Annotated in this window: 17 protein-coding genes; 3 read left to right on the top strand and 14 right to left on the bottom strand. The window is 69.8% G+C overall.

The window, feature by feature from the left end; all coding sequences use genetic code 11:
• Nucleotides 1–155: 155 nt before the first annotated feature.
• The 5 genes from pheT to QHF84_RS02880 all read right to left on the bottom strand — a co-directional run bounded on the left by pheT (nucleotide 156) and on the right by QHF84_RS02880 (nucleotide 7,603).
• Nucleotides 156–2,624 (bottom strand): phenylalanine--tRNA ligase subunit beta, encoded by a 2,469-nt coding sequence (pheT, locus tag QHF84_RS02900; protein ID WP_281311601.1) that lies wholly within the window; start codon nucleotides 2,622–2,624, stop codon nucleotides 156–158.
• Between the two features lie 121 nt (nucleotides 2,625–2,745).
• Complete coding sequence (locus QHF84_RS02895) at nucleotides 2,746–3,825, bottom strand: DUF4340 domain-containing protein (protein ID WP_281311600.1); 1,080 nt, start codon at nucleotides 3,823–3,825, stop codon at nucleotides 2,746–2,748.
• 21 nt (nucleotides 3,826–3,846) lie between these two features.
• Nucleotides 3,847–5,688, bottom strand: a complete 1,842-nt coding sequence (locus QHF84_RS02890; RefSeq protein ID WP_281311599.1) for a GldG family protein — start codon at nucleotides 5,686–5,688, stop codon at nucleotides 3,847–3,849.
• A 10-nt stretch (nucleotides 5,689–5,698) separates the two neighbouring features.
• A complete protein-coding gene (locus tag QHF84_RS02885; protein ID WP_281311598.1) occupies nucleotides 5,699–6,436 on the bottom strand; it encodes an ABC transporter permease in 738 nt (245 codons plus the stop codon).
• A 6-nt stretch (nucleotides 6,437–6,442) separates the two neighbouring features.
• Nucleotides 6,443–7,603 (bottom strand): ATP-binding cassette domain-containing protein, encoded by a 1,161-nt coding sequence (locus tag QHF84_RS02880; RefSeq protein WP_281311597.1) that lies wholly within the window; start codon nucleotides 7,601–7,603, stop codon nucleotides 6,443–6,445.
• A 459-nt stretch (nucleotides 7,604–8,062) separates the two neighbouring features.
• Between QHF84_RS02880 and QHF84_RS02875 the strand changes: the two genes are divergently transcribed.
• On the top strand, nucleotides 8,063–9,166 hold the full coding sequence (locus QHF84_RS02875) for a hypothetical protein (protein WP_281311596.1): 1,104 nt from the start codon (nucleotides 8,063–8,065) through the stop codon (nucleotides 9,164–9,166).
• A 101-nt stretch (nucleotides 9,167–9,267) separates the two neighbouring features.
• Nucleotides 9,268–11,094 carry an ATP-binding protein gene (locus QHF84_RS02870; RefSeq protein ID WP_281311595.1) on the top strand — a complete coding sequence of 609 codons (1,827 nt, stop codon included), beginning with the start codon at nucleotides 9,268–9,270 and terminating at the stop codon, nucleotides 11,092–11,094.
• Here the strand turns inward: QHF84_RS02870 and QHF84_RS02865 are convergent.
• From QHF84_RS02865 to QHF84_RS02835, 7 genes are all read right to left on the bottom strand, one after another.
• Nucleotides 11,088–11,657 (bottom strand): hypothetical protein, encoded by a 570-nt coding sequence (locus tag QHF84_RS02865; protein WP_281311594.1) that lies wholly within the window; start codon nucleotides 11,655–11,657, stop codon nucleotides 11,088–11,090. The two genes, QHF84_RS02870 and QHF84_RS02865, sit on opposite strands and share 7 nt — an antisense overlap.
• 21 nt (nucleotides 11,658–11,678) lie before the next feature.
• The gene (locus tag QHF84_RS02860; protein WP_281311593.1) at nucleotides 11,679–13,826 is read right to left on the bottom strand and encodes a hypothetical protein; all 2,148 of its coding nucleotides are present in this window, start codon (nucleotides 13,824–13,826) and stop codon (nucleotides 11,679–11,681) included.
• 58 nt (nucleotides 13,827–13,884) lie between these two features.
• Nucleotides 13,885–14,493, bottom strand: coding sequence for a hypothetical protein (locus tag QHF84_RS02855; RefSeq protein WP_281311592.1), 609 nt, complete (start codon nucleotides 14,491–14,493; stop codon nucleotides 13,885–13,887).
• A gap of 54 nt (nucleotides 14,494–14,547) precedes the next feature.
• Nucleotides 14,548–14,709 (bottom strand): hypothetical protein, encoded by a 162-nt coding sequence (locus QHF84_RS02850; protein ID WP_281311591.1) that lies wholly within the window; start codon nucleotides 14,707–14,709, stop codon nucleotides 14,548–14,550.
• Nucleotides 14,710–14,812: 103 nt separating this feature from the next.
• Nucleotides 14,813–15,610 carry a lipoyl(octanoyl) transferase LipB gene (lipB, locus tag QHF84_RS02845; protein WP_281311590.1) on the bottom strand — a complete coding sequence of 266 codons (798 nt, stop codon included), beginning with the start codon at nucleotides 15,608–15,610 and terminating at the stop codon, nucleotides 14,813–14,815.
• Entirely contained in the window at nucleotides 15,610–17,103 is a 1,494-nt protein-coding gene (locus tag QHF84_RS02840) for an HD domain-containing phosphohydrolase (protein WP_281311589.1), read from the bottom strand. The genes lipB and QHF84_RS02840 overlap by 1 nt, the downstream gene beginning before the upstream one ends.
• 64 nt (nucleotides 17,104–17,167) lie before the next feature.
• Complete coding sequence (locus QHF84_RS02835) at nucleotides 17,168–19,459, bottom strand: pseudouridine synthase (protein ID WP_281311588.1); 2,292 nt, start codon at nucleotides 19,457–19,459, stop codon at nucleotides 17,168–17,170.
• Nucleotides 19,460–19,818: 359 nt separating this feature from the next.
• Between QHF84_RS02835 and QHF84_RS02830 the strand changes: the two genes are divergently transcribed.
• Nucleotides 19,819–21,159, top strand: coding sequence for a hypothetical protein (locus QHF84_RS02830; protein ID WP_281311587.1), 1,341 nt, complete (start codon nucleotides 19,819–19,821; stop codon nucleotides 21,157–21,159).
• Here the strand turns inward: QHF84_RS02830 and QHF84_RS02825 are convergent.
• Together QHF84_RS02825 and cyaY are read right to left on the bottom strand one after the other, a co-directional pair.
• The gene (locus QHF84_RS02825) at nucleotides 21,128–22,048 is read right to left on the bottom strand and encodes a matrixin family metalloprotease (RefSeq protein ID WP_281311586.1); all 921 of its coding nucleotides are present in this window, start codon (nucleotides 22,046–22,048) and stop codon (nucleotides 21,128–21,130) included. The genes QHF84_RS02830 and QHF84_RS02825 overlap by 32 nt on opposite strands.
• Nucleotides 22,049–22,064: 16 nt before the next feature.
• The gene (cyaY, locus tag QHF84_RS02820; RefSeq protein ID WP_281311585.1) at nucleotides 22,065–22,400 is read right to left on the bottom strand and encodes an iron donor protein CyaY; all 336 of its coding nucleotides are present in this window, start codon (nucleotides 22,398–22,400) and stop codon (nucleotides 22,065–22,067) included.
• Nucleotides 22,401–22,479: the final 79 nt, after the last annotated feature.

The following is a 22,479-nucleotide window of genomic DNA, read 5'->3' as shown; positions in this document are numbered from 1 at the left end:
TTTCAGTCTTTTCTGGCTGGACCGAGCCCGTCAATCGTTCGCGCCCTGAACCCTCGTCGAGGGGGCGCGCACGCTACGGCCGCACGCGAACGAACGTCCGTCCCCACATCGGGGCGGGAATTTTCTGGACATTCTGCAAAGGGGAGGGACGGAGCTCAGGCGCGGAGCGTGGCGCCGAAGCGGGCGTGGACGGTCTCGACGACGGACTTGTGCCGCCGGTCGACCTCCTCGTCCGTGAGGGTGCGGGCCTTCTCGGGGTCGGTGGCGGCGCGCGGGTCGCGGTAGACGACGTGGAAGGCGAGCGAGCGGTGGCCCGCGGGGATGCTGCCGCCGCGGAAGAGGTCGAAGACCTCGACGGACTCGCAGAGCTCGCCGCCGGCCTCGCGGATGGCCGCGCCGACCGCGCCGGCCTCGACCTCGTCGGAGACGACGAGCGCGATGTCGCGTGTCGCCGCGGGCAGGGTCGGGATCGGGCGGTACTGCGGACGCGCAGCGCCGACCTCGGCGAGGGCGCGGAGATCGAGCTCGATGACGACCGCGGGACCACCGAGATCGAGCTTGTCGACGACGTCGGGGTGCAGGACGCCGAACGCGCCGACGACGCGGCCCTTCACGAGGACATGCCCCGCAGCGCGCGGGTGCAGGTACGGCGCGCGGGTCGCCTCGGGCTGGTGCGCGACGTCGGCCTTCTCGTGGGTGACGCGCTCGACGATCTCGAGGGCCACGCCCTTCGCGTCGTACACGTCGACCTCGACCGGCTTTTGCAGCGGGGAGCGGCGGTAGCCGGCGAGCACCGCGGCGAACGAGGGGGCCTCGTCGGCGAGCGGCGCGCGCGCCGGATCGGCGAGGAAACGCGCGCCGACCGTGAAGAGCCGGGCGTCGGGCACGCCGTGTCGGCGGGCACGTCGCACCGCTTCGAGCAGGCCCGGCAGCAGCGACGTGCGCATCACGGAGCGATCCTGCGTGAGCGGGTTCAAGAGGCGGAACGGCGCGGGCGGCAGGCCGAGCGCCGCGATCTCCTCGGGCGAGACGAATCCGTACGTGATCGCCTCCGACAAACCCACGCCGACGGCCGCGCTGCGCACGCGGAGCGAGAGGTCGAAGGCATGCCGCGGGGGCTGGGGCCGGAGCGCGGGGAGCACCGTCGGCACGGTGCCGAGGCCACGCACGCGAACGACCTCCTCGACGAGATCCGCCTCGCCGGCGATGTCGGGCCGATGCGAGGGCGGGATGACGTCGGCGTACGCTTCTTCGCCCTCGCCGTGCGTGCCGCGGACCTCGAAGCCGAGGCGCGTGAGGATGTCCGTCGCCTCGGGGAGCGGGACGTCCGTGCCGAGCAGCGCGTTCATGCGCGCGGCGCGCAGGCGCACGGGCTCGCGGGCCGGGATCTTCACGCCCGCGAGGATCGGCTCGCGCGCCGCCGCGCCGCCCGCGAGCTCGGTGAGGAGCGTCGTCGCGTAGGCGAGCGCGTCTTCGAGCGAGCCGTGATCGACGCCGCGTTCAAAGCGGTGGCTCGACTCGGTGTGCATGCCGTGCCGACGCGCGGTGCGCCGCACGCCGCGCGGAGCGAAGTAGGCGCATTCGAGGAGCACGCGCGAGGTGCTGCCGTGGATCTCGCTGTTCGCGCCGCCCATGATGCCCGCGAGCGCGGTCGGCCCTTCGGCGTCTGCGATGACGAGGTCGTCCACGTCGAGCTTGCGATCCTCTCCATCGAGCGTCTTCAGCGGCTCGGCCGGCGTGGCGCGGCGCACGATGATCTGGCCGCCGCGCACGTCGTTCAGATCGAACGCGTGCATCGGCTGTCCGTACTCGAGCAGCACGAGGTTCGTCACGTCGACGACGTTCGAGATCGAACGAACGCCCAGGCTCTCCAGCCGGTAGCGCAGCCACGTCGGCGAGGGGCCGATCGTCACGCCGAGCACGAGGCCCGCGCCGTACCGCGGGCAACGCTCGGTGTCGTCGATCCGCACGGACACGTGGCGCGACACCGTCTCGCCCTCGGCAAACCGCGCGGGCGACTTCGGCGTGGGCCGCTTCCACGGCAGGTTGAACAGCGCCGCGATCTCGCGGGCGAGTCCGATGTGGCCGAGCGCGTCCGGACGGTTGGGGGTCAAACCAAGGTGCAGGATGTAGTCGTGCACCTCGGGCATGGCCTCGCGCAGAGGCGTGCCCGGCTTGGCGAGGCCCTTCGGCAGGATGATGATCCCCGCGTCCTCTTCCTTGCTCGCGACCGCCGACAGCCCGAGCTCGCGCTCGGAGCAGAGCATGCCCTCGCTGACGACACCGCCGATCTCGCGCGGCGTGAGCGTCATGTTCACGGCCGGCAGATGCGCGCCGAGGGGCGCGAAGGCCACGAGGCCGCCCGGCTCGGGCACGTTCGGCGCGCCGCAGACGATGCGTTGCTCTGCGCCGCCGCGGTTGATGGTGACGAGCTTGAGCTTCGCCCGCGACGGGTGCGGCTCGAAGGAGAGCACCTCGGCCACGACGAGCGTCTTCGTGCCCTCGCCGAACTCGGTGATCGCCTCGACCTCGATTCCGGCGTGCGTCAGACGCCGCCCGATCTCCTCGGGAGAAGCATCGAGACCGGGGATGAGCTCGCGAATCCAGCGATAAGAGGCCTTCATGACCCCTGCGGCCTAAAACGCATGAAACGTCCGGTCAAGCTTTCTCGACCGAGGCCACAAAACGACGAAGGCTCCCTCTTGCGAAGGAGCCTCCGTCTGTCCCGGACCTACCGGGCCCTGCTCACTCGAGCTCGGGGGGCGCGTCGTGGCCGTGGCCGTCGTCGCCCTCGCCTTCGCCCTTCTTTTCGTCCTTCTTCTTGTCGTCGGACTTCTCGAACTTGGCGCGATCCGCCGTGGCCCAGTCGCCGGACCACGACGAGATCACGTAGACCGTGCCGTCCCCGCCATCCTTCTGGGCGAAGCGGCTCGATCCCTTGCTCGTCTTGCCGACCTTGACCGTGATGTCGCCGGCGTTGTCCTTGAGCTTGATCTGGACCACGCCGCCGTTCGTCTCGGCCGCGTCGAGGCCGGCGTCCGACTTCTCGTCACCGAAGTCCTCGGCGGTCAGGGACTTGTATGCGCGGAGCATGTCCTTGACCTTGGCCTCGTCGAATTTTTCCCACTTCTTCTCGGGCTTCTCGAGCTTCTTGTCCTTGTCGCGCTTCGCGAAGGACCCGGACCACTTCTCGTCGTTCTTCGAGAAGCTGAACTGGCCGTTCGCGTTGGTCACGGACACCTGGATCACGTTCGCGTCCTCGAACTTGAGGATCGACGTCTCGCGCCAGTTCTTGACCTCACGCGTGTAGAGGAAGTTCGAGTAGCCGCCGACCACCCACACGCCGTCCTTGCCGCCGACGCGCGCGAGCTGGCCACGAGAGCCGCTCTTGCCGAAGTAGGCGTCGAAGAGCTTGCCGTCGCCCTTGTAGGCGAGGACGTGGACGCCCTTCTCGTCGTCGAGCTCGTACTGCTTGTAGGTGCCCGTGCCGCGGTCGATGCTCTCCTTGACCTTGATCTCCTTCAAGTTGTCGAGGAGCGACCGCACGTTCGAAGCGTTCGCCTTGGCGGACACGGGGGCCACGAGCTCCCATGCGTCGCCCTTCTTCTCCAGCGTGACGCTGGACTTGTCGGCGTTCTTGATCTCGATCTTGGTGATCGCCTCGACGTCGTCCTTCGAGGGCGCGAGCGCCGGGAAATCAGCCGTCGCCGCGGTCGCGGAGTGGGCCGAGATCTCCTTCTGCTTCGTCTGCCTCGTGGCGTAGAGGCCGCCGCCGAGGGCCGCGAGGACGCCGATCGCCACGTAGATCTTGTGCTCGGTCTTCATGGGTCTCCTTCGTCTTCGTCGTCAGTCGAGTCGGATGGAACCCCGCGCGTTCTCGCGCCGCCACCAGCGGAAGAGGCCAAACGCCGCGAAGAGCAAGGGTCCGAAGAGCGTGAGCGACCACTGCACACGCGTCTGCGTCTTCTTGCGCTCGAGGCGATACTCCTCGGCCTTCTTCGTCGCCGTCGCCTCGTCGTCGGTCGCGTCGATCTTCGGCGCCTCGATGTTCGCGTACGTGAGCTTCGGCTCCTGGAGGAGCTTCGCGCTCGTCGCGATGAGGTCGCTGTCGCCGCTCATCCAGTCGAGGACGTTCTTGAACGCGAGGATCGTCGCCGTCAGGTAGTTCTGGGCGTACGGCATCGAGAGCATCTGCAGATCCTCGTCGCCGCCGAAGCCGCCCATCATCATCATCTGCGGCGGCATCGGGGGCGCGTTGCCCGAGCGCGCGTAGGGGTTCGCGAGGAACTGCGAGGCGCTGATCACGAGCAGGCGGCTCTTGTCCTTCGACTCGCCCGGCGTCTCGATGCCCTCACCCGCGCCGCCGAACGCGCTCTTGATCTTGCCCTCGAGCGCGACGGCCATCGCGCGCTGGCCGTACTCGCCTTTCGGCTTGGCCTGCGCGGAGAACTTGAGGTCGATCGCGTCGGAGGTGTCGACCGTGCTGCGCGGCGTGGAGCGAGCGACCACCTTCATCTGCGCGCCCGGCTGCTTCTCCGGGTGCGTGACGAGCGTCGAGGGGAAGGGGAACGCGAGCTCCTCGATGCGGAAGAAGCCGGCGAACGACGAGTCGAGCGTCTGCTCGGCCTCGCTCAGGCCGTCGACGTGCTGCGCGTGCGCCATGCCGTAGCCGATGATGCCGATGACCTGGCCGGTCTGCGTCGGGACCGCGATGCGGACGGGGCGACCCCAGTCCATGATCGCTTCCTTCTTCATCTCGACGCCGTAGCCGTCGAGCAGTTTGTCCAGGCCGTGGAGGTTCAGCTCGGCCTTCATCGCCGCGTCGGAGGCCTTGAGGTTCACGGCGCCCGCGATCACGACGACCGACTTGTTCCCCTCCATGAGGAACTGATCGATGCGGCGGAGCTCCTTCTCCGTGTAGTCCTTCGCGGGCTGCGTGATGATGATGCCCGCGAGCTCCTTGTTGATCTCGGCGTCGCCGTTCTGCAGGTCGACCTCCTCGATCTTGTAGAAGGGCAGCGCCTGGTCGAGGATCCCCTTCATCGAGGGGCCGCCGCCGCGGCCGGGCTGCGCCGCCACGAGGTTCGTGTCGGTCAGCTTGATCTCGTCCTTGCCCGTGATGACGCCGTACTTCTGGTAGACGTTGTCGGCGCGGTCGCGGAGCTCCCGGATCTTGTTGGTGATCCAGAATTCGAGGCCCTGCGACTGATCCGCGGACAGTATCGGGATCGCCTCTTTTTCGCTGCCGTACTTGAAGGCGATGCCCATGAAGCCGCGCGTGATCGTGGCCTGATCCTGGCCCGTCTCGCTGCCCTCACCGAAGGCCGCTTCCTGCAGGCCCGCTTCCTTCGCGGCCGTGCGCTGCTCCTCGGTCTTCGGCTCGATGAGCGTGTACTTGAACTTGCCGTTCGAGCCGCGCTCGTACTCGTTCATCAGGTCGACGAGATCCTGGATGAAGGCCTCCTGCTTGGGGCCGCCGCGCGTCACGTAGACGTCGACCTGCAGGTCTTGCTTGAGGCCCTCGGAGACGAGGCGCGCCGAGCCCTTCGACAGGGTGAACCGCTCGTTCTTCGTCACGTCGACGCGCTTGTTCTGGATGAAGGCGATGACGTTCACGACGACGAGGATCGCCGCGACGAGGACGAGATAAACGCCGGTAGCCGCTCTGGCCTTGGTCTTGCGTTCCATGGCCTTCCTCCTACGCCCACTTCCGGCGCTCGAGCGCGCGGAACGCCGCCATCAGGCAGCCGACCGCGATCGAGGCGAAATAGACGATGTCACGGGTGTTGATCATGCCCTTCGCGAAGGGCACGAGGCGGGTGTCGAAGCTGATGAACGAGATGGCTTCGCGCAGCCAGGGCGTCGGCATCTTGTCCGCCACGCTGCCGACCATGTGAAGCGCGAAGAGCACCACGAAGGTGATGAAAAACGCGACCGTCTGGCTCTCCGCGAGCGCCGAGATCAGAAGGCCGATCGAGACGGCCGCCGCGCTGTAGAGCACGAGGCCGAGGTAACCCGAGTAGACCGGGCCCATGTCGAGCGGGCCGAGATCCCAGGGCTTCCAGAACATGAGCAGCGGGTAGAGCAGCGTCGAGGCGACGAGCAGGAGCACGAGCCCCCACGCCCCGAGGAACTTGCCCAGGATCACCTCGTGATCCTTCACGGGCAGGGTGATCAGCATCTCGAGCGTGCCCGAGCGCTTCTCCTCCGCGAGCAGGCGCATCGTCACGACGGGGATGATCAGGAACGACAAACCCCGCGGCGCCTGCGCGAAGATCTGCACGAGCGAGGCCCGGTCCTGCTGCCAGAAGCCGCCCCCGAACTCGAAGAACACGAAGCCCAGAAGGATCAGCCCGAGGCAGATCACGACGTAGGCCAGCGTCGAGTCGAAGTTCGAGCGGAACTCGCGCTTCGCGATGATGAATGTGGTGCCCATCGGCGTTCAGCCCTTCTTCTTCTTGTCGTCCTCGTCGGACTCGTCTTCGTCCTCGTCCTCGTCGGACTCGTCCTCGTCGGACTCGTCTTCGTCGGACTCGTCCTCGTCCTCGTCCTCGTCCTCGGCGGCCGCTTCGGCCTCGTCCTCGTCGTCCTCGACGATGGGACGGCCGCGATCGCGGCGCTCGTCGTTCTTCGTGAGCGCCTTGAACACGTCCTCGAGCTTCTGCGCCTCACGGCGCATCTCGAGGAGCAGCCAGCCCTTCGAGACGATGAGCTGGAAGATCTCCGCGCGGATGTCGCCGTCCTGCGCGCCCGCGAGCTGGAAGCTGTGCGCGCGATCGTCCGTCGGCAGCTCCACCACGCTCGTCACGCCGGGCAGTTTTTCGAGGGCCGCCTGCACTTCCTCGGCGCTCGGCGCCTTCTTCGCGGGGCCTCCCTCGAAGACGCGCTTCTCGTGCACCTGGACCACGTAACGAACCCGGCCGCTCTTCGCGCGGATCTCCTCGAGCGGGCCGTCGGCGACGATGCGCCCCTTCGAGACGATGATCGCGCGGGCACAGGCCTGCTCGACCTCGGAGAGGTTGTGCGTCGACAGGAGGATCGTGCGCTCCTTGCCGATCTCCTGGATGTACTTGATGACCTCGGCCTTCTCGTTCGGGTCGAGGTCGCTCGTCGGCTCGTCGAGGATGAGAATGGGCGGGTCGTGCACGAGCGCCTGGGCGAGGCCGACGCGCTGCCGATAGCCGTGCGACAGATCGCGGATGTCCTTGCCGAGGCTCGTCGCGAGGCCGCAGACCTCGACGATGTTCTTCATGCGCTTCTTGAACGTGGACGTCTCGAGCCCACGCATGTCCGCGACGAAGCTCAGGTACTCCCAGACGCTCATTTCCCCGTAGAGGGGCGCGCGCTGGGGCAGGTAGCCGATCTTCTTCCGGACCTCGAGGGGATCGTCGAATACGTCGTAGCCATGCACCCGCGCCGTCCCGCCGGTGGCGGAAATGAAGCAGGTGAGGATGCGCATCGTCGTGGACTTGCCGGCGCCGTTCGGGCCGAGAAAGCCCACCACCTCCCCGCGGTGGACCTCGAAGCTCACCTTGTCGAGCGCGCGAAACGCCCCGTATCGCTTGGTGAGCCCATTGGCCTCGATCATCACGTCGGTAGACAATCCGACCTCCTTCGGTAGAGCGCGCACCTACGCGCCCTTTGTCGCTGCACGGTAAAACCAGGTGAGGGTCCGCCAGAGCCGCACGGCAGCGCCCCTCGGCTCGGGATCACGCGATCTTGACGATCTGGCCCGAGAGAACGGCGCGCATCCTAGCGGTGGGCGGATCCGTGTCAACGCCATGGTGACGTCGATCGCGCGGCCCAAACCCCCATCGAACGGCTTTATTCCCGGTCCGTGAACGAGGGATGTGTAGTTCGGCATACGTGATCCGGGCAGCGGACATGAAAGCGGTGAGCGACGCGGAAGGGGCGGCGGGGCTGGAAGACGCGGGCGGCGCGGAACCGGCGAGGAGGGCGGAGGGAGCCGGGACGGCGGGACGCACGGGCGGGGGGAAGGGGGCGGTGGTAGGGTCGGAGCGTCTTTCTTCGGCGCAGCGAGCGGCGAGCAGGAGGTTCCTTCATGTCCCTTCGAAAGCAGTGGTCTTTTCTGGGTACGAGCGCGGCGTGCGCGCTCGGGCTTTGTGTCGTCCTCTCGGCGGCGTGTCGCGCGGAGGAGAACAACAACCCCTCGGGCGGCGACGGCGGCAGCGGCGCGACGGGCGCCTCGGGGCCGGGCTCCGGCGGCACGGGCGGCACGGGCGGCGCCGGCGGCGCGGGGGGTTCGGGCGGCGCAGGCGGCGCGACGTGCGACGGCAAGGAGGTCACGATCGAGCAGATCACGAACTCCAAGGCATCCGGCGCGGTCGGGAAGGGGACGCCCGTGAAGGTGAAGGGCGCCGTCGCCATGAGCCACAAGTTCCTCGTCTCGCAGAGCAACGCGGGCAACTGCCTCTGGGGCGTGTTCGTCTCGGCGCCGGGCCTCGCGGAGACGAAGGAGTACTCGGGCGTGATCGCGCTGAGCTACGGCGTGCCCGCGGCGATCCCGCCGGGCGGCAACAAGGCGTATTGCCCGAAGCTCTCGAACTACTACGAGGGCGATCCGCTGCCGGGCGACGCGATCCCGGACGACGTGAAGCCGGGTGACGTGCTCGACATCACGGGCGTGGCCGATTCGTTCCTGCTCGCGGCCTGCGCGAACGAGATGAACGGGAGCAAGGTGCCGCAGACGCAGATCGCCTTCACGTGCGCGGTGGAGCGGACGGGGACGGCGCCGCTGCCGGCGCCGCACGCGTTCACGGACGCGGCGGAGGTGGCGAAGCTCGGCTCGGCGACGGACGCGGACTTCCACAACAAGTGGGGCGGCGTGAAGGTGCGGGTTTCGAACGCGAAGCCGGTGCCCCAGCCGAACCCGGCGCCGATGGGGATGGGCGAGGTCGTGGTCGGCGACTTCGGCGTGATCAAGCTGCAGGACTCGAACGTCGAGGTCGGCGACAAGATCTATTACCGCGGCTATGAGCAAAACGATTGCTACGCGGCGCCGGTGTTCTCGGACGTCAATATGACGTTCAATTCGATCGACGGCTTCAGCTACCTCAGCTATTGCACCTGGGGCCTGCAGCCGGACGGCAAATGCACCGATTTCGATCCGAAGAGCGAGGACTGCGGTAGCTTGACCTGCCAGTAGCCCGACCGGCTCGCGAGCGGCCCTCGGCGCGCGCGCCGCTGCCGAGGGCCGGCGCGGATCTCTTCCGCCCGCGCCCCGATTCCGAGTACCCTCGGGGCATCATGGCCGCCCGCCGTACGATCGCCACGACAAGGCCGAGCCCCTCGCTCCAGGCGCTCCTCGGCCTTTCGGGGCTGCTCGCGCGCGGCAAGGCCGGCGGGCTGCTCTCCGAGGCGCTCGCGCTCGTCCTCGAAGGCGTGGGCGCGCAGCGCGGCGCCGCGTACGAGGCCACCGGGGACGGACTCGAGCTCGTGGCAGACGTCGGGCTGCTCTCGACGCTGCGCGCCTACATCAGCACGTTTTCGAGCTCCGAGGTTCCCTGGTTTCCAGCACAGACGGCCGCCAAGAAGAGGCGCGTCATCACCGAGACGGACGCCGCCGCGGCGCTCGCCGGGCGGATCGATCCGGAGCTCGTGAACAGCGCAGGCTGGGGGACGATCCTCGCCGCGCCGATCATGATCGGCCGGGACGTGCTCGGCGCGCTTCTGGTCGCGGCGCCGTCGCCGGAGATGCTCTCGCCCGAGGCGACGTTCGTGCTGGAGACGGCCGCGAACATGCTCGCGCTCTCGATGGCGCACGAAAAAGCGCGGGATCGCGCGGTGGCCCTCGCCGAGGAGGCGAAGCCCCGCGCGGGCACGCTCGAGCGGCGCGGCGCGGACGCGAAGCTCGCGCGGCTGGCCATCCTGGGCTCGCTCGCGGCAGGGTTCGCCGACGAGATGCGATGGCCGCTGTCGTCGCTGGGGACGCAGCTCGAGGAGCAAGAAAAGCTCATCGGCCACCTGCGCGTGCGGTTCCCCGGCGTGGCCTCGGCGCTCGACGATCTGGCGCGGATTCAAGACGAAGCGACGACGGCGCTCAAGTTCGCGCGGACGGCCGGGACGCGGCTGCTTTCCGCGCTCGAGGAGTCGAACGCGGAGCCCGTGGACCTCGAGGATCTCGCGCACGAAGCGGCCGCGCTGGTGGAGCCCACGGCGCGCGCGCGCAGCGTGGATTTGCTGGTGACGGCCGTGCACGGGTCATCGCCGGTCGTCGTGGGGAAGCGGAGTGATCTCGGTCAGCTCCTGCTCGCGCTGCTCACGAACGGCGTGGATGCCTGCGCGGCCGCCGCCGAGGCGAACAAGAAGGCCGGCGAGGAGCCGCAAAAGCCGCTCGTGTGCGTGACCCTCACGCGGGACAAGGATCAGGTCGTGATGCGCGTCGAGGACTCGGGGCCAGGCATCCCGCCCGATGTGCGGGCCCGGATCTTCGACCCGTTCTTCACGACGAAACGGGAATCGCTCGGGATCGGGCTGACGCTCGCGCGGCAGGTCGCGGTGGCGCACGGGGGAACGCTCGAGCTCGATCGGTCGGATCTCGGCGGCGCGCTCCTCCGGGTCGTGCTGCCGGCCGCGCCGGCGGGCGTGTCTTTGGCGCGGAACCAGCCGCCGCCGCCCTCCCGACGGAAACCCTTGATGCCCTCGTCGCCCCCGGAAGGCCCCTCCACGGCCCGCGACGGGTGGACCTCCGCCCCCAAGGCGATCGAGCAGAAAACGTCGCGAAGGCCCGTCCGCGCGCCCCTCCCGGTCAAAAACGCGCTCGTGGTCGCCGCGGATACGGATGTGTGCGCGCCCACGCAACGGGTGCCGCGGACGCCGTCCGGGACGCAGGCCGCGCAGACGCCGAAGGTCCCGGCGGCGGTGACGTCGCACGGGTCGAGGACGACGCCCCGCGTGACCATCGTTTCGTCGCCGAAGCCACACGACTCGTCGCAGCTCGCGACGCAGAAGCTGCCGCCGAAGGTGGCCCGCGCGAGCACGACGCCAAACGGGACCGTGGTGCCGACCGCGCGGGTGCCCGAAGCGCCGCGAAAAGCGCCGCGATCACGACGGTCGAAAGAGTCGCCTCAATAACCCCAGACGTATTCGGCGCGGAGGAAGGCGCCAATCATCTGGTCGAAGCCGCCCTTCGGGCCGAGGAGGAGCACGCCATAGCGGCCCGAGGCGCCAATGGTAAAGCTGCGGCTGACCTGGTAGTCGATGCCGAACGGAATGGAGAGGCCGAGCCGGCCGCTCGTGCAGCCCGTCTCGCCAGCCGCGCCGCAAGGGTCGAAGGCCGAGACGGCATACCCGCCGGCCATGACGCCCGCCCACGGGACCCAGCGCAGGACATCGAGGACATATCCAATGCCGACGCCGCCGCCGGCAAGGAGGACGGGCGGAGAGCCGGGCGCGAAGCTGCCGTCGACCTGGACGAGGAGGTTGAACGCGTCCGTGAGGCCGTACGTGCCGTGCACGGCGACGGAGGCGCCGTGGAGCGCGGTCGCCGCGGTGGGAATGCTCCCGCCGGGCAGGACGAGGGAATACCCGAGCCCGCCGCCGACGTGCCACTGCCGCTCGTAGGCCTCGGCCGCAGGCGCGAACGCCAGAATCGACAGGATCGAAGCAAGGAGCAAGGGCGCGCGGGTCTGTCGCATCGGACAGAGCGATAGCACCTTTTACAGGTCGAGGTGCCGCGCGAGCTCCATTCGCGTCGGATCCGAGGCGACGCCGCGCAGGAATCGATAACGCGCCTCCCAGCGCGCCGCGGCCTCGGCGTCGCCACGCATGCGCGCGGCGTCGGCGCGGGCGAAGGCATAGGAGCGGAGCGAGAAGCGGCGCGTGTCGAAGGCGGAGACCGCGTCGAGCCAGGTCTCCACGTCCCCCTCGGAAGGTGGGAGCAAACGTCCCGCGAGCGCGAGGTGCACGCCGAGCCAGGGTGGGGCGTCGCCGCGATCCCGGAGCGCCGCCCATCTGCCCGCATGGCGGAGCGCAGGATCCGCGGCCGCGAGGCCGACCCATCCGTCGAGCGCGCGCGCGACCCGCGCCGATTGCGCGACCGCGTCGCCGGCCCGGTACGGTTCGAGCGGATGGCCGAAGCCGATCCACGTGAGCGCCATGCCCGCCTCGACGTCCGCCCACGAAGGGGGCGGCGCGGTCCTCGCGCCGAGCGCCGCGAGCTGCCAGCGCGCCCGCGCCGCGAGCAGGACGTCGCGGCAAGCCTCGGCCCGCGCCTCCGCGCGTTCGGCCGACGCCCGCGCCTCCTCGCGCTTGCCGAGCGTCATCGCGAGCTCGGCCCGCTGGAGCGCGACCGCCGCGGGGATCCGCGGATCCGAGGCGATCTTGCCCTTGAGCTCGTCCTTCGCCGGCGCGTCGTCCACGGCGAGCTCCGCGAACGCTTTCTCCCGATCGCCGGCGAGACGGAACACGTTCGATCGCACGAGCGCGCGCCCGCGCAGGCCGAGGCCGAGCGCGGTCGCAGCCTCGTCGGCGGCGGTCGCTCCGCCCACGGCGTCGCCCTCCCGCGCGAGCGACATCGCCGCTTCGAGCCAGAGCGCGCCGCGCGCCGCGACGAGCGCCTCGGCCGTCGCGCGGTGTGCGCCTTCCTTGGGCGCGCGGAGCTTCGCTTCGAGGCCGAGCACGCCGCGCGCCGCCGCCACGAACGTCGCGCCCGGGACCACCGGCGGCGGCTCCGCGTCGCCGAGCGCGGGGCGCCGCTCGGCGAGCCACTCGGTCGCGGTCCACGCGATCGGCGCGGCGAGCGGATCCTCGTCGTCGCGGGCCCGCGACAGCCGAGCGACCTCGTCCGCGTCGAGATCCGCGCCCGCCGCGAGCACCGCCGCGAGCAGCGCGATCCGCGCGCCCGCACCTCGCGGACCATTTTCCAGAAGCGATCGCGCCGCCGCGATGGCCGCTTGCACCGGCTCCGTCGCCTCGCCATTCGCGTGGGAGGCCGCGAGGCGCAGCCGCAAGAGCGCGCGTTGCTCCACCGCGTCCGCGCCTCCCGCCTGCGGCCTCTCCGGCATCGGCGGCGGCGGCGTTCCGACGCGCGCGGCGCAGGCGATGATGAGCGCGCGCACCTCGCCGAAATCCCGCGACATCCCCTCGTACCGGCGCGAAGCCCGATCGTCTTGCACGAACGGCAGCATCTCGAAGCCGCGCTTCGGATCGTCGCCGAGGCCCATGCAGAGCACCGCGGCGATCGCCGTGCGGTGGTCGTGATCGCGCGGATCGTAGTCGGCGTACCTCCGCGCGAGGAGCTCGGCGCGTTTCGGATCGCCTTCGAGCAGCGCCGCGCGCATCGCTGCGATCCGGACGCGGAAATCGAGCCACGTCTCGCCGCGATCGATCAACGTGCGACGATCGCCCACCGCGTCCGCTTCCCGCCCGAGATCCGGCGCGCCGACCGAGGGGCCGAGCTCGTCGAACGCGAGGCGCTGCGAGCCGTTTTTCACGACCGCGGCTTCGAGATCGAGCGCGTCTGCCTTCTTGGCCAGGCGATCCGGCGCCCCCGAGACGGCCGCTTCGACGTAGTTCGCGAGCGCGACCCGCGCGTTGAGCTCCTCGGCCCGGTAGCGCGCGCGGTTCGCCGTCAGCGGCAGGCGCGCCGGCAGGAGCATCCATTCGATGGGCCCGCGGCAGAGCAGCTCCTCGGGAGCCTCCGGCGATTCGATCGACGCGAGGCATGCCTTCGCCTGGCGCGTCCCGTGCGCGAGCATGAGCTCCGGCACGGTCACGAACGCGGCTGCGCCCGTGCCGAGGACGGCGACGCCGGCGAGCGCGATCGTCTGCGCCTTGCCGAGCCGTCTTTGCCGCGTCGCGCCCATGTGGCGCCCTTCTTAGCTGATTTTGGGTCGCCGCTGCACGGTCCGCGCCGTGTGCGGGTCAAATCACCGTCGCCGCCACGGCGATCCCGGCCGCGATCGAGCCGAGGCCGGCGAGCGCCTGCAGGCGCGGGCCGAGCGACGGGGCGACACGGGTGAGCGAGCGCATCGGCCAGGCCACGAGCGCGGCGATGAGCGCCATGCCGATCACCGACGCGAGCCCGAAGACGCCCACGAAGACGAGCGCCGCCGTGCGCGCCTGCATCGTGCTCGCCACGAGCAGCGTGAGCGCCGCCGTCCCCGAGGCGCCGTGCACGAGCCCGACCAGCAGCGGCCGCTTGACCGTCTTCGGAGGCGCGCCGTCCTCTGCGACCTTTTGCCGGCGCGACACGAGCGCGCCGATCCCGAGCCCGACCAGCATCACGGCCACGGCGATGTCGAGGGCGAGGGCGATCGAGGGGGGCACGGTCGCGCCCGAGGCCACGAGCGCGCCGCCGACCAGGACCATCACGGCCCCGTGCCCGAGCCCCCAGAGCGCCCCGGACCAGGCCGCGCGCGCGACCGTCCCGCCGCGCGCCACGAAGGTGCACACGGCTGCCACGTGATCTGCCTCGAACGCATGCTTGAGACCGAGACCAAGGCCGAGGACGCTCGCTGCCACGACGGACATGGCGCGCACCGTAGCACAGCGTGATCCATCTGTGTCACGCCTGTTCTGTGCGTTTCACCAGGGGGGCCGGCCCGAGGGCGGGGGCGGGGGCGGCTTGGCCGGGAACGAGAGGCCGCAGTCCTCGCAGACGACCGCGATGTCGAGGCCGTCGAGGAAGGGGTTTTGCCGTCGCCGCGGCGGCGCCCCCCGGCCGCCGCAGCGCGGACAGCGATCCAAGGAAGGATCGGCTGACGTCGGCGCGACGGAGACCTGAGGAGGCGGAGGCGAAGAAGCAGACCCCACGAGTCACGAGGTTCGCACGAAGCGACCTCGCGCGGAATCAGCCGAAGCCGGGTTTTTCTTGCTCTGCGGAGCTTGAGGATGTTCGGGACTGCCCCGCTAGCGCGGCTTCGAGATCGGATACGTCCGAGATGTCTTCCACCTGCGCGACGGAGAGTTCGAGCCCGCGCGAAAGGATCACGTGGCAACCGAGCGCGACGTCACGCACCGCGGGCGCGCGGCCGACGAGCTCTTCGATCGACGTGACGCCGTGGTCGCGGATCCCGCAAGGCACGATCATTCCGAAGCCGTTGAGATCCACGGACAGGTTGAACGCGAAGCCGTGCATCGTGACCCATCGCGAGAGGCGCACGCCGATCGCGCCGAGCTTCGCGATCTCGCCGGCCCACGGAGCGCCGGCCCACTCGCCGGGTTTTTCGCGATCGACCCACACGCCGATGAGCCCGTCGACGACGCCCGACTCCACGCCGAGCTCGCGCGCGAGCAGGATCATCACCTCCGCGAGGGATCGGACGTAGCGGCGGACGTCGCATCGATCCGGCTTGAGATCGAGGATCGGATAACACACGAGCTGTCCGGGCCCGTGGTAGGTCACGTCGCCGCCGCGGCCGGTCTGCACGAGATCGACGCCGCGCTCGGCGAGCAGCTCGTCTCCGAGCAGAACGTTGCCCGCGTCGGCGGCGCGTCCGAGCGTGACGACGGGCTCGTGCTCGACGAGCAAGATCAGGTCTTCGATGTGCCCGTCCGCGCGGAGCGAGACGAGGTGCTGCTGCAGCGCGTGGATGGGCTCGTAACGCCTTCGACCGAGGAAATACGCCTTCGCCTGTCTCTCGCCCACTACTCCGGCACCTTGTCTCCGGCGCTGCGCCGCTCGTCGCGGTAGCCCTCGATGTTCTCCGTGAAGTTCGCGGCGACCTCGGGATCGAACTGCGAGCCGGAGCAACGTTCGATCTCGGCCACGGCGACCTCGTGCGGCAGCGCGCGGCGATAGGATCTATCACTCGTCATGGCGTCGTACGTGTCGGCCACGGCGATGATGCGCGCGATGATGGGGATCTCGTTGCCCTTCAACTTGAGCGGATATCCGCGCCCGTCCCAGCGCTCGTGATGCAGGTGTACGCCCGGGATCAGCGGGTGCAAGAACTTGATGGGATCGAGGATGTCGCGGCCGAAGACCGGGTGCTTCTTGAAGACCTCGTACTCGTCCTGCGTGAGCTTGCCGGGCTTGTTGAGGTTGAGCACGCAGCCGATCTTGCCGATGTCGTGCATGAGCGCGCTCTGCCGGACGATCTCCACCTCGTAGGCGGAGAGGCCGAGCTGCCTGGCGAGGAAGACGGCGTAGAGCGCGACGCGATCCGAGTGGCCCGAGGTGTACCGATCCATCTTGTCGATGGCCTTCGCGAGGCCCTGGATCGTCTGCTGGAACGTCGCCTGCAAATCCTGGTAGAGGCGCGCGTTCTCGATCGCGGCGGCGGCGCGCGAGGCGATGATGCTGAGGAGCTTGCGTTGCCCCTCCTCGAAGCGACGTCCCTTCGAGAACGAGCCGAGCGCGATGAAGCCCATGAACCGCTGGCCGATGCGCAGCGGCACCGCGACGATCGAGTAGAGCGGCACCTCGGGCGGCGCCGAGAAGAACTTGAGACCGCGCGGCCCTTGTTCGAGCAGCGTCGCCTCCGCACGCAGGTGCTCGGCGATCTTGTCGTGATCGAGCACGCCGATCGCGGCGTCCTCGGGCAGCGCTGGGCCGCGGATGTGCTGCCGTTCGAAGAGCCCACCCTCGCCGTCGTCGAGCCACGTCGAGACGAGATCGCTGCGCACCTCCGAGAGGCAACTCTCGGCCACGGTCTCGAGCACCTGATCGAGCGAGAGGCTCGCCTGGATGGCCTCGCTGACCTTGTACAGCCCGAGCGCCTCGCGCAGGCGCAGGTTCTCCGCCGCCATGCGCTGCTTCTCGAGGCCGCGCTGCACGACGTGGATCACCTCGTCGAGCTTGAAGGGCTTGAGCACGTAGTCGTACGCGCCGCGCTTCATCGCGTCGATCGCGGTCTCGACCGTGCCGAACCCCGTCATGATCACGGTCAGCGCGTCGGGCGCGGTCTTGCCGATCTCGTCGAGCAGCGCGATGCCGCCCATCTTCGGCATCTTGAGGTCGCTGATGATGAGGTCGTAGTGCGACTTCGTGAGCTCCCCGAGCGCGGCGGTGCCGTCCTCGGCGGTGCGGACGATGTAGCCCTCCATGCCCAGGAAATCCGCCAGCATGTCGCGGATGACCTTCTCGTCGTCGACCACGAGGATACGCGGGCGCTCTTCCGTGAGTTGAGGAGACGGCACGGCGCGAGCCTACCAGATCGTGGACTTTTGCGGGCGGTATGTAGTCTGGTCAGGTCCGCTCAGCTCAGTCGTCGTCGGAGACGATGGCGTGACGGATCGTGCGGGGAGACTCGTCGAGCTCGGGGACGTGCTCGGTCGGCGCCTCCGTGATGGTCGGCGAGGGGAGGCCGCCCGGCGGCGCGTACGACGGCGGCTGCGCGTAGGAGGCCGGCGTCGCGTACGAGGGCGGCGCCGCGAACGAGTCGGGCGACGCGTACGACATCGGCTCGGCGAGCGAGTCCGGCGGGTACGAGGGCGGCGGCGGGGAGAGATCGGTCGGCATCGGACCGATCGCAGGCTGCGAGCCCCGATCGAGCGGACGCGGCGGCGGCATGGGCGCGCTCGCCGGCTCGCCGGGCAGCATCGACGAAGCCCGGTTCTCGCCGAGCGCGTGCTTCTGCTCGAGGAACTTGATCACGGACGAACCCGTCGCGCGCTCGAGCGACGCGCGCAGATCACCCGGCAACGTCGACTCGATGAGCAGCTTCGCGCCCGTGCGCGGATGCACGATCTCGATGCGGATGAGGTGCACGAACGAGCGATCGAGGCCGTGCTTCTCCTCGAAGTAGCGGTTCGTCGGCACGTGGCCGTAGCGCTCGTCGCCGAGCACCGGGTGCCCGATCGCCGCGAGGTGGCGGCGGATCTGGTGCGGCCTGTGCCCGTCGGGGATCACGCGCAGGATCGAGTGGCCCGAAGCGACGGCGAGGCGGCGGTACCGCGTCCTCGCCATGTAGCTGCGGCCGCCTTCGCGAAGGTCGCGCGCGATGGCGCCCTTCGTCGGCGTGACGCCCTTCGCGGCGACGAGGTAGATGAGCCGGCCGCTCGTGGCGAGCGCCGTCGTCCAGAGCTGCCGCGCCACCTCGTTTCGCGCGAAGATGCAGAGGCCGCTCGTGCCCGTGTCGAGCTTGTTCACCACCTTGAGGTTCGACACGCCCGGCAGTCGCAGACAGCGCTGCATGAGCGAGCCGAGGTACTCCGGCTGGTTCTCGACCGGCTCGTGCGGGCCCTTCTCGACCACGATGACGTCGTCGTCCTCGTAGATCACGCGCGGCTGCGCGGGCGGCGCGCGCTTGAGCACCGCGACGGTCTCGACTTCCTCGGTCAAAGGAATCATGTCGATCGGGATGAGCTCGCTCGACGTGTAGCCGAGCCGGCTGAAGTGATCGAGGTCGCGCGCGAGCGTGTCGGGGTCGCACGAGACGTAGATGCAGAGCGGCGCGCCGAGGCGGGCGATGGCCTCGCGCGCCGCGGGGGAGACGCCGCGACGCGGCGGGTTCATCACCACGGCGTCGAACTTCTCGTTGTTCGCGAGCAGCGAGTTCACCACGTCGGCCGCGTCGCCGACGCGCGCGTCGAGCTTGCCGAGCCCCTGCGCTTCGGCCGCCGAGCGCGCGTTGTTCACCGCGGGCGCGAACGACTCCACCATCGTCACGATGTTCTTCGCGTGCGACAGCGCGATCGAGATCGCGCCCGAGCCGCCGTAGAGATCGAGCACGCGCGGCTGCCTGCGGTTCGTGCCCGTCTCGTCGATCAAGAGCTGCATGTCGAGCGAGGCGATCTCGCGCGTGATGAGCGCGTGCACGCGTGACGCCTGGCCGCGGTGCACCTGCACGAACGAACCGAACGAGGCCACGTGGTACGTCGGCCCGATGCGATCTTCGGCGTGCGGCACGCCGTCGAGCACCATCGTCTCCGGCCCGAGGATCTGCGGCGCGTCCGCCTCGTGCAGGTTCGCCGCGATGCCCACGACGCGCGGCAAGAGCGCCCGGATCGCGCGCCCCGCCTCCTTGAGCTCGTCGCGTGAAGGAACACGATCACGCTGCAGCACGAACGTGAGCAGCACGCCGACGCGGTTGCCTTGTGCGGTCGTCGTCGTCTCCGGCAGCGCCGTCGTGCTCGGCATGTGCACCTCGCGCAGATCGATCGCGCGGAGCACGCCGCCGCCGTGCGGATCGTACGGCAAGAGAAGCCCGCGAGCCTCCGGCGGCGGCGACGCGATGAGCCCACGCAGGACCGTCGTCACCTCCGCGAGCGCGGGCGCGAGCACGCGACAGTTCGGGATGTCGATCACGTCGTGGTTGCCCGAGCGGCCGTAGAGACCGATCCCGCCCGTCGGCGACACGATGAGCTTCGCGCGGCCGCGATAGCCCACGATCTGATCGCCGGGCACGACCTGGCGCGTGTACAGCAGCTCGAGCGCCGGGTAGTGCACGATCGCGCTCACGACACGCGCGCGCTTCGTCGTGAGCTGCTGGGCGTAGTCCATCCCGATGAGCGGGCATCCGCCGCATTGCTCGGCGTGCACGCACTCGATCATGGTCGACGGGATCTCGCCGGCTCGCAGGGTCCGACGCGTGGGATTCGAAAGAATACCCCGCCCGGTTCCTGCGGCCCCGGGGGTGTTATCGGGACCGTTCGGCCCGTTTTTCCCTGCGCCTGGGTCCATCAGCGGTAGATTACAAGCGTCGCTCGGGGACGTCGAAGCAGGAAAACTCGCGGCCCATCGTTTTCTTCATCGAGCGGGGAATCTCACCACCGGACGGTCGGGGCCGGACCCGAGGTCGACCTCGGAGGTCGCCGGACGAGGCCGGTGGTAACTTTGTCGTCACGGCCGCTCGGGGCCGCGTAGGATGCGGACCGGCGAGGGCGATGGCAGCCCGCGCGATCGACCGAGCCATGCCGAAGAGGCGTACCAGCGCCGCAGGTCGCGACCGACGAACAGGCCCGGATCGTCCTGGGCCGACGTGGATCCGCCGCCTGCTGGGGGTTGGTCTCGCCGCCCTCGCTGGGTTTTCCGCCACGCCCGCGCGCGCCGCGCCCGGCGAGGCGCAGGCCCAGAAGGGGATCACGCTCGCTCGGAAGGGAGAATGCGGCGACGCCGTCCCGCTCCTCGAAGAGGCCGAGGGCATCCGGCACCGGCCCGAGACCGCGGTCGCGCTCGCGGGTTGTTACGAGATGGCGGCCGAGCTCCTCCAGGCGGCCGCCCTCTACGGCGTCGTCGCCGAGGAGCCGCCCGATCGGAGCCACACCCGCGGCGACCGCGCGGCCATCCAGACCGCCAAGAAGAAGCTCGGCGACGTCGAGGCCCGCATCCCCACGCTCACCTTCGTGATCCCGAAGGGCTACGAGGGCGTCGCCATCACGATCGACGGCGAGCCCGTCGAGCAGCCGACCGAGCCGCAGAAGGTCGATCCCGGCGACGAGCTCTCCGTCGTGATGAAGGCCAAGGGCAAGAAGGAGCGCAAGGAGACGATCACCCTCGAAGAACACGAGCGCCGCGTCGTCACGCTCGATCTCGCGCCGCTCGAATCCACGGCCGCGCCCGGCCCCGCCGTCCCTTCGAAGGAGCCGCGCCTCTGGCTCGGCGCTGCGTACCGCGGCTACGTCATCCCGCGGTTCGCCATGAACATCTTCGGCGACGGCGGGCGGACCGTGATCGCGCCGGGCGGAGCGCTCTCGCTCGTGCGCCCCTCGGGCAACCTCGACATCACCTTCACGCTCGGATACGCGGCCTTCCTCCTCCCGCCCACGCCCTTCAAGCCGCGCGGCACGCCCGACACGGAGTACGAGATCGTCTGGGCCGACCTCTCCTCCTTGCAGGCATCGTTCGAACTCGTATGGAACATCCCGCTCGATCGCGCGCAGCGCTTCCGCTTCCGCATCGGCGGTGGCCTCGGCGTCGGCTACACCTTCCTCGGCGGCCTCTACCGCACGCAGGCGTATCCACCCGGCTTCACGCCCGCGGATCCGTACACGTACAGGCCTTGCATCGCGCCGAACGATCCGCCGGGCAGCTTTCGCTACTGCAACCAGCTCGACAAGGACGTCGACCATTACGGCGCCTATGAAGAGCCGAGCTGGTTCGACGGGGGCGCGCGGCCGCTCGTCTACCCGTGGGTCGTCCTGCCGCGGGTCGGCGTCTCCTTCCGGCCCACGCCGCGCGTCGCGATCGATCTCGACGTCGCGCCGACCCTCTCGGGCATCCTCACCGGCCTCGGCGTGCGCTTCGGGCTCTGATCCTCCGAGCCCCAACGAACCCGAGCGCGACGAGCGCGAGCACCGGCGCCGTGTGCCCTGCCTCGCCCCTGCCGGTTCCGCCGCGCACGCTGCAATCGCCCTCCGTCTGCTTCGCCGCGCACTCGGGCGAGAAGCCGTGGCGGGGCAGGGGATTGCAGCGCGCCGTGTCGACGGGCTCGCCCGTGGGCGGATACGCCTCGCAGATCGCCGCGATGTCGTCCGCCGCGAGCGTGCGCGGCAAGAGGCTCCCGGCCGTGTAGTTCGGCCACATCGTCGCGTTCGCGTCCTCGGCGTGCGCGAGCCCGAGGAAGTGCCCGGCTTCGTGCGTCATCACCGACAGCAGATCCGTCTGCACTTCCTCGGGGTTGTCCGACGTCGTGAAGGGGAAGCCGTGCGTGTTGACCTCCATGTCCGCGTCGTAGATCTCGCCCGTCCTCGTGTCGAACGTCACCGTCGTCAGCGCGATGTTGTGTGGCCCATCCGGGTGCGTCCACGTCGCGTCGCGGAACACGACCACGTTCGCGTTCCCCGCCTTCGAGTTGTACTCCACGCGATCACACGCGACGGGCCCGAGGTTCTGCACGTGGATGTTCGGCGGTCCGGGTAGCTCCGTCTCGCAGACCGGCTCCTCCCACGCCCGGAACGATTGCTCGACCACCGCCAGGGCCAGCGGGTACGGTACCTCCTCCGAGCCGTCCACCTGCACGCTCACGCCCACGCAGGGCCGCTTCCAGAGGAGCGGCTTGCAGGCCGGATCCTCCCAGGGCGGGGGCCCGCAGAGCTGGCCCTCGGCGCACGTCGAGGCGCGGCAGTAGGCGTGGGCCTCGGACGCCGCGCTCGTCACGAGCGCGAGCCCGAGCGCGAGGGCGAGGCGAGGCGAGGCGCGCATCCCGGCTCCTCCGCGCTCAGGGGGTGAGCTCGATCGTCCTGCCGAGCTTGCGCGAGAGCACCGCTTGCACCGTGGCCCAGAGCTCCGCGCCGTCCTTCGAGGCGTTCCAGCTCGCGCCGCCCGCGCGCGGGTCGAAGTGCCAGGCGTTGCGCTCCGCGGCCATCCAGATTTGCCGCGCCGCGCGGTGGCTGTTGATGACGTACCGGGTTCCGTCCTGGAACTCGATGGTGAGGACCCCCATCTGCAGATCCACCTCGAGCCCGTCCAGGTCGCCGAGCGCCCGCTCGAGCTTGCGCAGCGTGTCGTCCGCGACGCGTTCGAAATCCCGTTCCGAGATGCCCTCGGTGCTCATGGGTCGAACCTACCTCGGCCGAAGGCGACCGCCAAGCGGCCGCGCCCCGCTTTCGTTTGGCCTCGGGATTGACTAGGAT

Source organism: Polyangium sp. y55x31, assembly GCF_029946505.1.
In the GTDB taxonomy this organism is placed as follows: Bacteria; Myxococcota_A; Polyangia; order Polyangiales; family Polyangiaceae; genus Polyangium.
The sequence above is the reverse complement of the archived record's forward strand: the minus strand, read 5'-3'. Positions and strand labels throughout refer to the sequence as shown.

What these genes read in the sequence shown, in the direction of transcription:
- pheT (WP_281311601.1), bottom strand. Translation starts at nt 2,624, where the DNA reads ATGAAGGCCTCTTATCGCTGGATTCGCGAGCTCATCCCCGGTCTCGAT.
- QHF84_RS02895 (WP_281311600.1), bottom strand. Translation starts at nt 3,825, where the DNA reads ATGAAGACCGAGCACAAGATCTACGTGGCGATCGGCGTCCTCGCGGCC.
- QHF84_RS02890 (WP_281311599.1), bottom strand. Translation starts at nt 5,688, where the DNA reads ATGGAACGCAAGACCAAGGCCAGAGCGGCTACCGGCGTTTATCTCGTC.
- QHF84_RS02885 (WP_281311598.1), bottom strand. Translation starts at nt 6,436, where the DNA reads ATGGGCACCACATTCATCATCGCGAAGCGCGAGTTCCGCTCGAACTTC.
- QHF84_RS02875 (WP_281311596.1), top strand. Translation starts at nt 8,063, where the DNA reads ATGTCCCTTCGAAAGCAGTGGTCTTTTCTGGGTACGAGCGCGGCGTGC.
- QHF84_RS02870 (WP_281311595.1), top strand. Translation starts at nt 9,268, where the DNA reads ATGGCCGCCCGCCGTACGATCGCCACGACAAGGCCGAGCCCCTCGCTC.
- QHF84_RS02865 (WP_281311594.1), bottom strand. Translation starts at nt 11,657, where the DNA reads ATGCGACAGACCCGCGCGCCCTTGCTCCTTGCTTCGATCCTGTCGATT.
- QHF84_RS02860 (WP_281311593.1), bottom strand. Translation starts at nt 13,826, where the DNA reads ATGGGCGCGACGCGGCAAAGACGGCTCGGCAAGGCGCAGACGATCGCG.
- QHF84_RS02855 (WP_281311592.1), bottom strand. Translation starts at nt 14,493, where the DNA reads ATGTCCGTCGTGGCAGCGAGCGTCCTCGGCCTTGGTCTCGGTCTCAAG.
- QHF84_RS02835 (WP_281311588.1), bottom strand. Translation starts at nt 19,459, where the DNA reads ATGATCGAGTGCGTGCACGCCGAGCAATGCGGCGGATGCCCGCTCATC.
- QHF84_RS02830 (WP_281311587.1), top strand. Translation starts at nt 19,819, where the DNA reads ATGCCGAAGAGGCGTACCAGCGCCGCAGGTCGCGACCGACGAACAGGC.
- QHF84_RS02825 (WP_281311586.1), bottom strand. Translation starts at nt 22,048, where the DNA reads ATGCGCGCCTCGCCTCGCCTCGCCCTCGCGCTCGGGCTCGCGCTCGTG.
- cyaY (WP_281311585.1), bottom strand. Translation starts at nt 22,400, where the DNA reads ATGAGCACCGAGGGCATCTCGGAACGGGATTTCGAACGCGTCGCGGAC.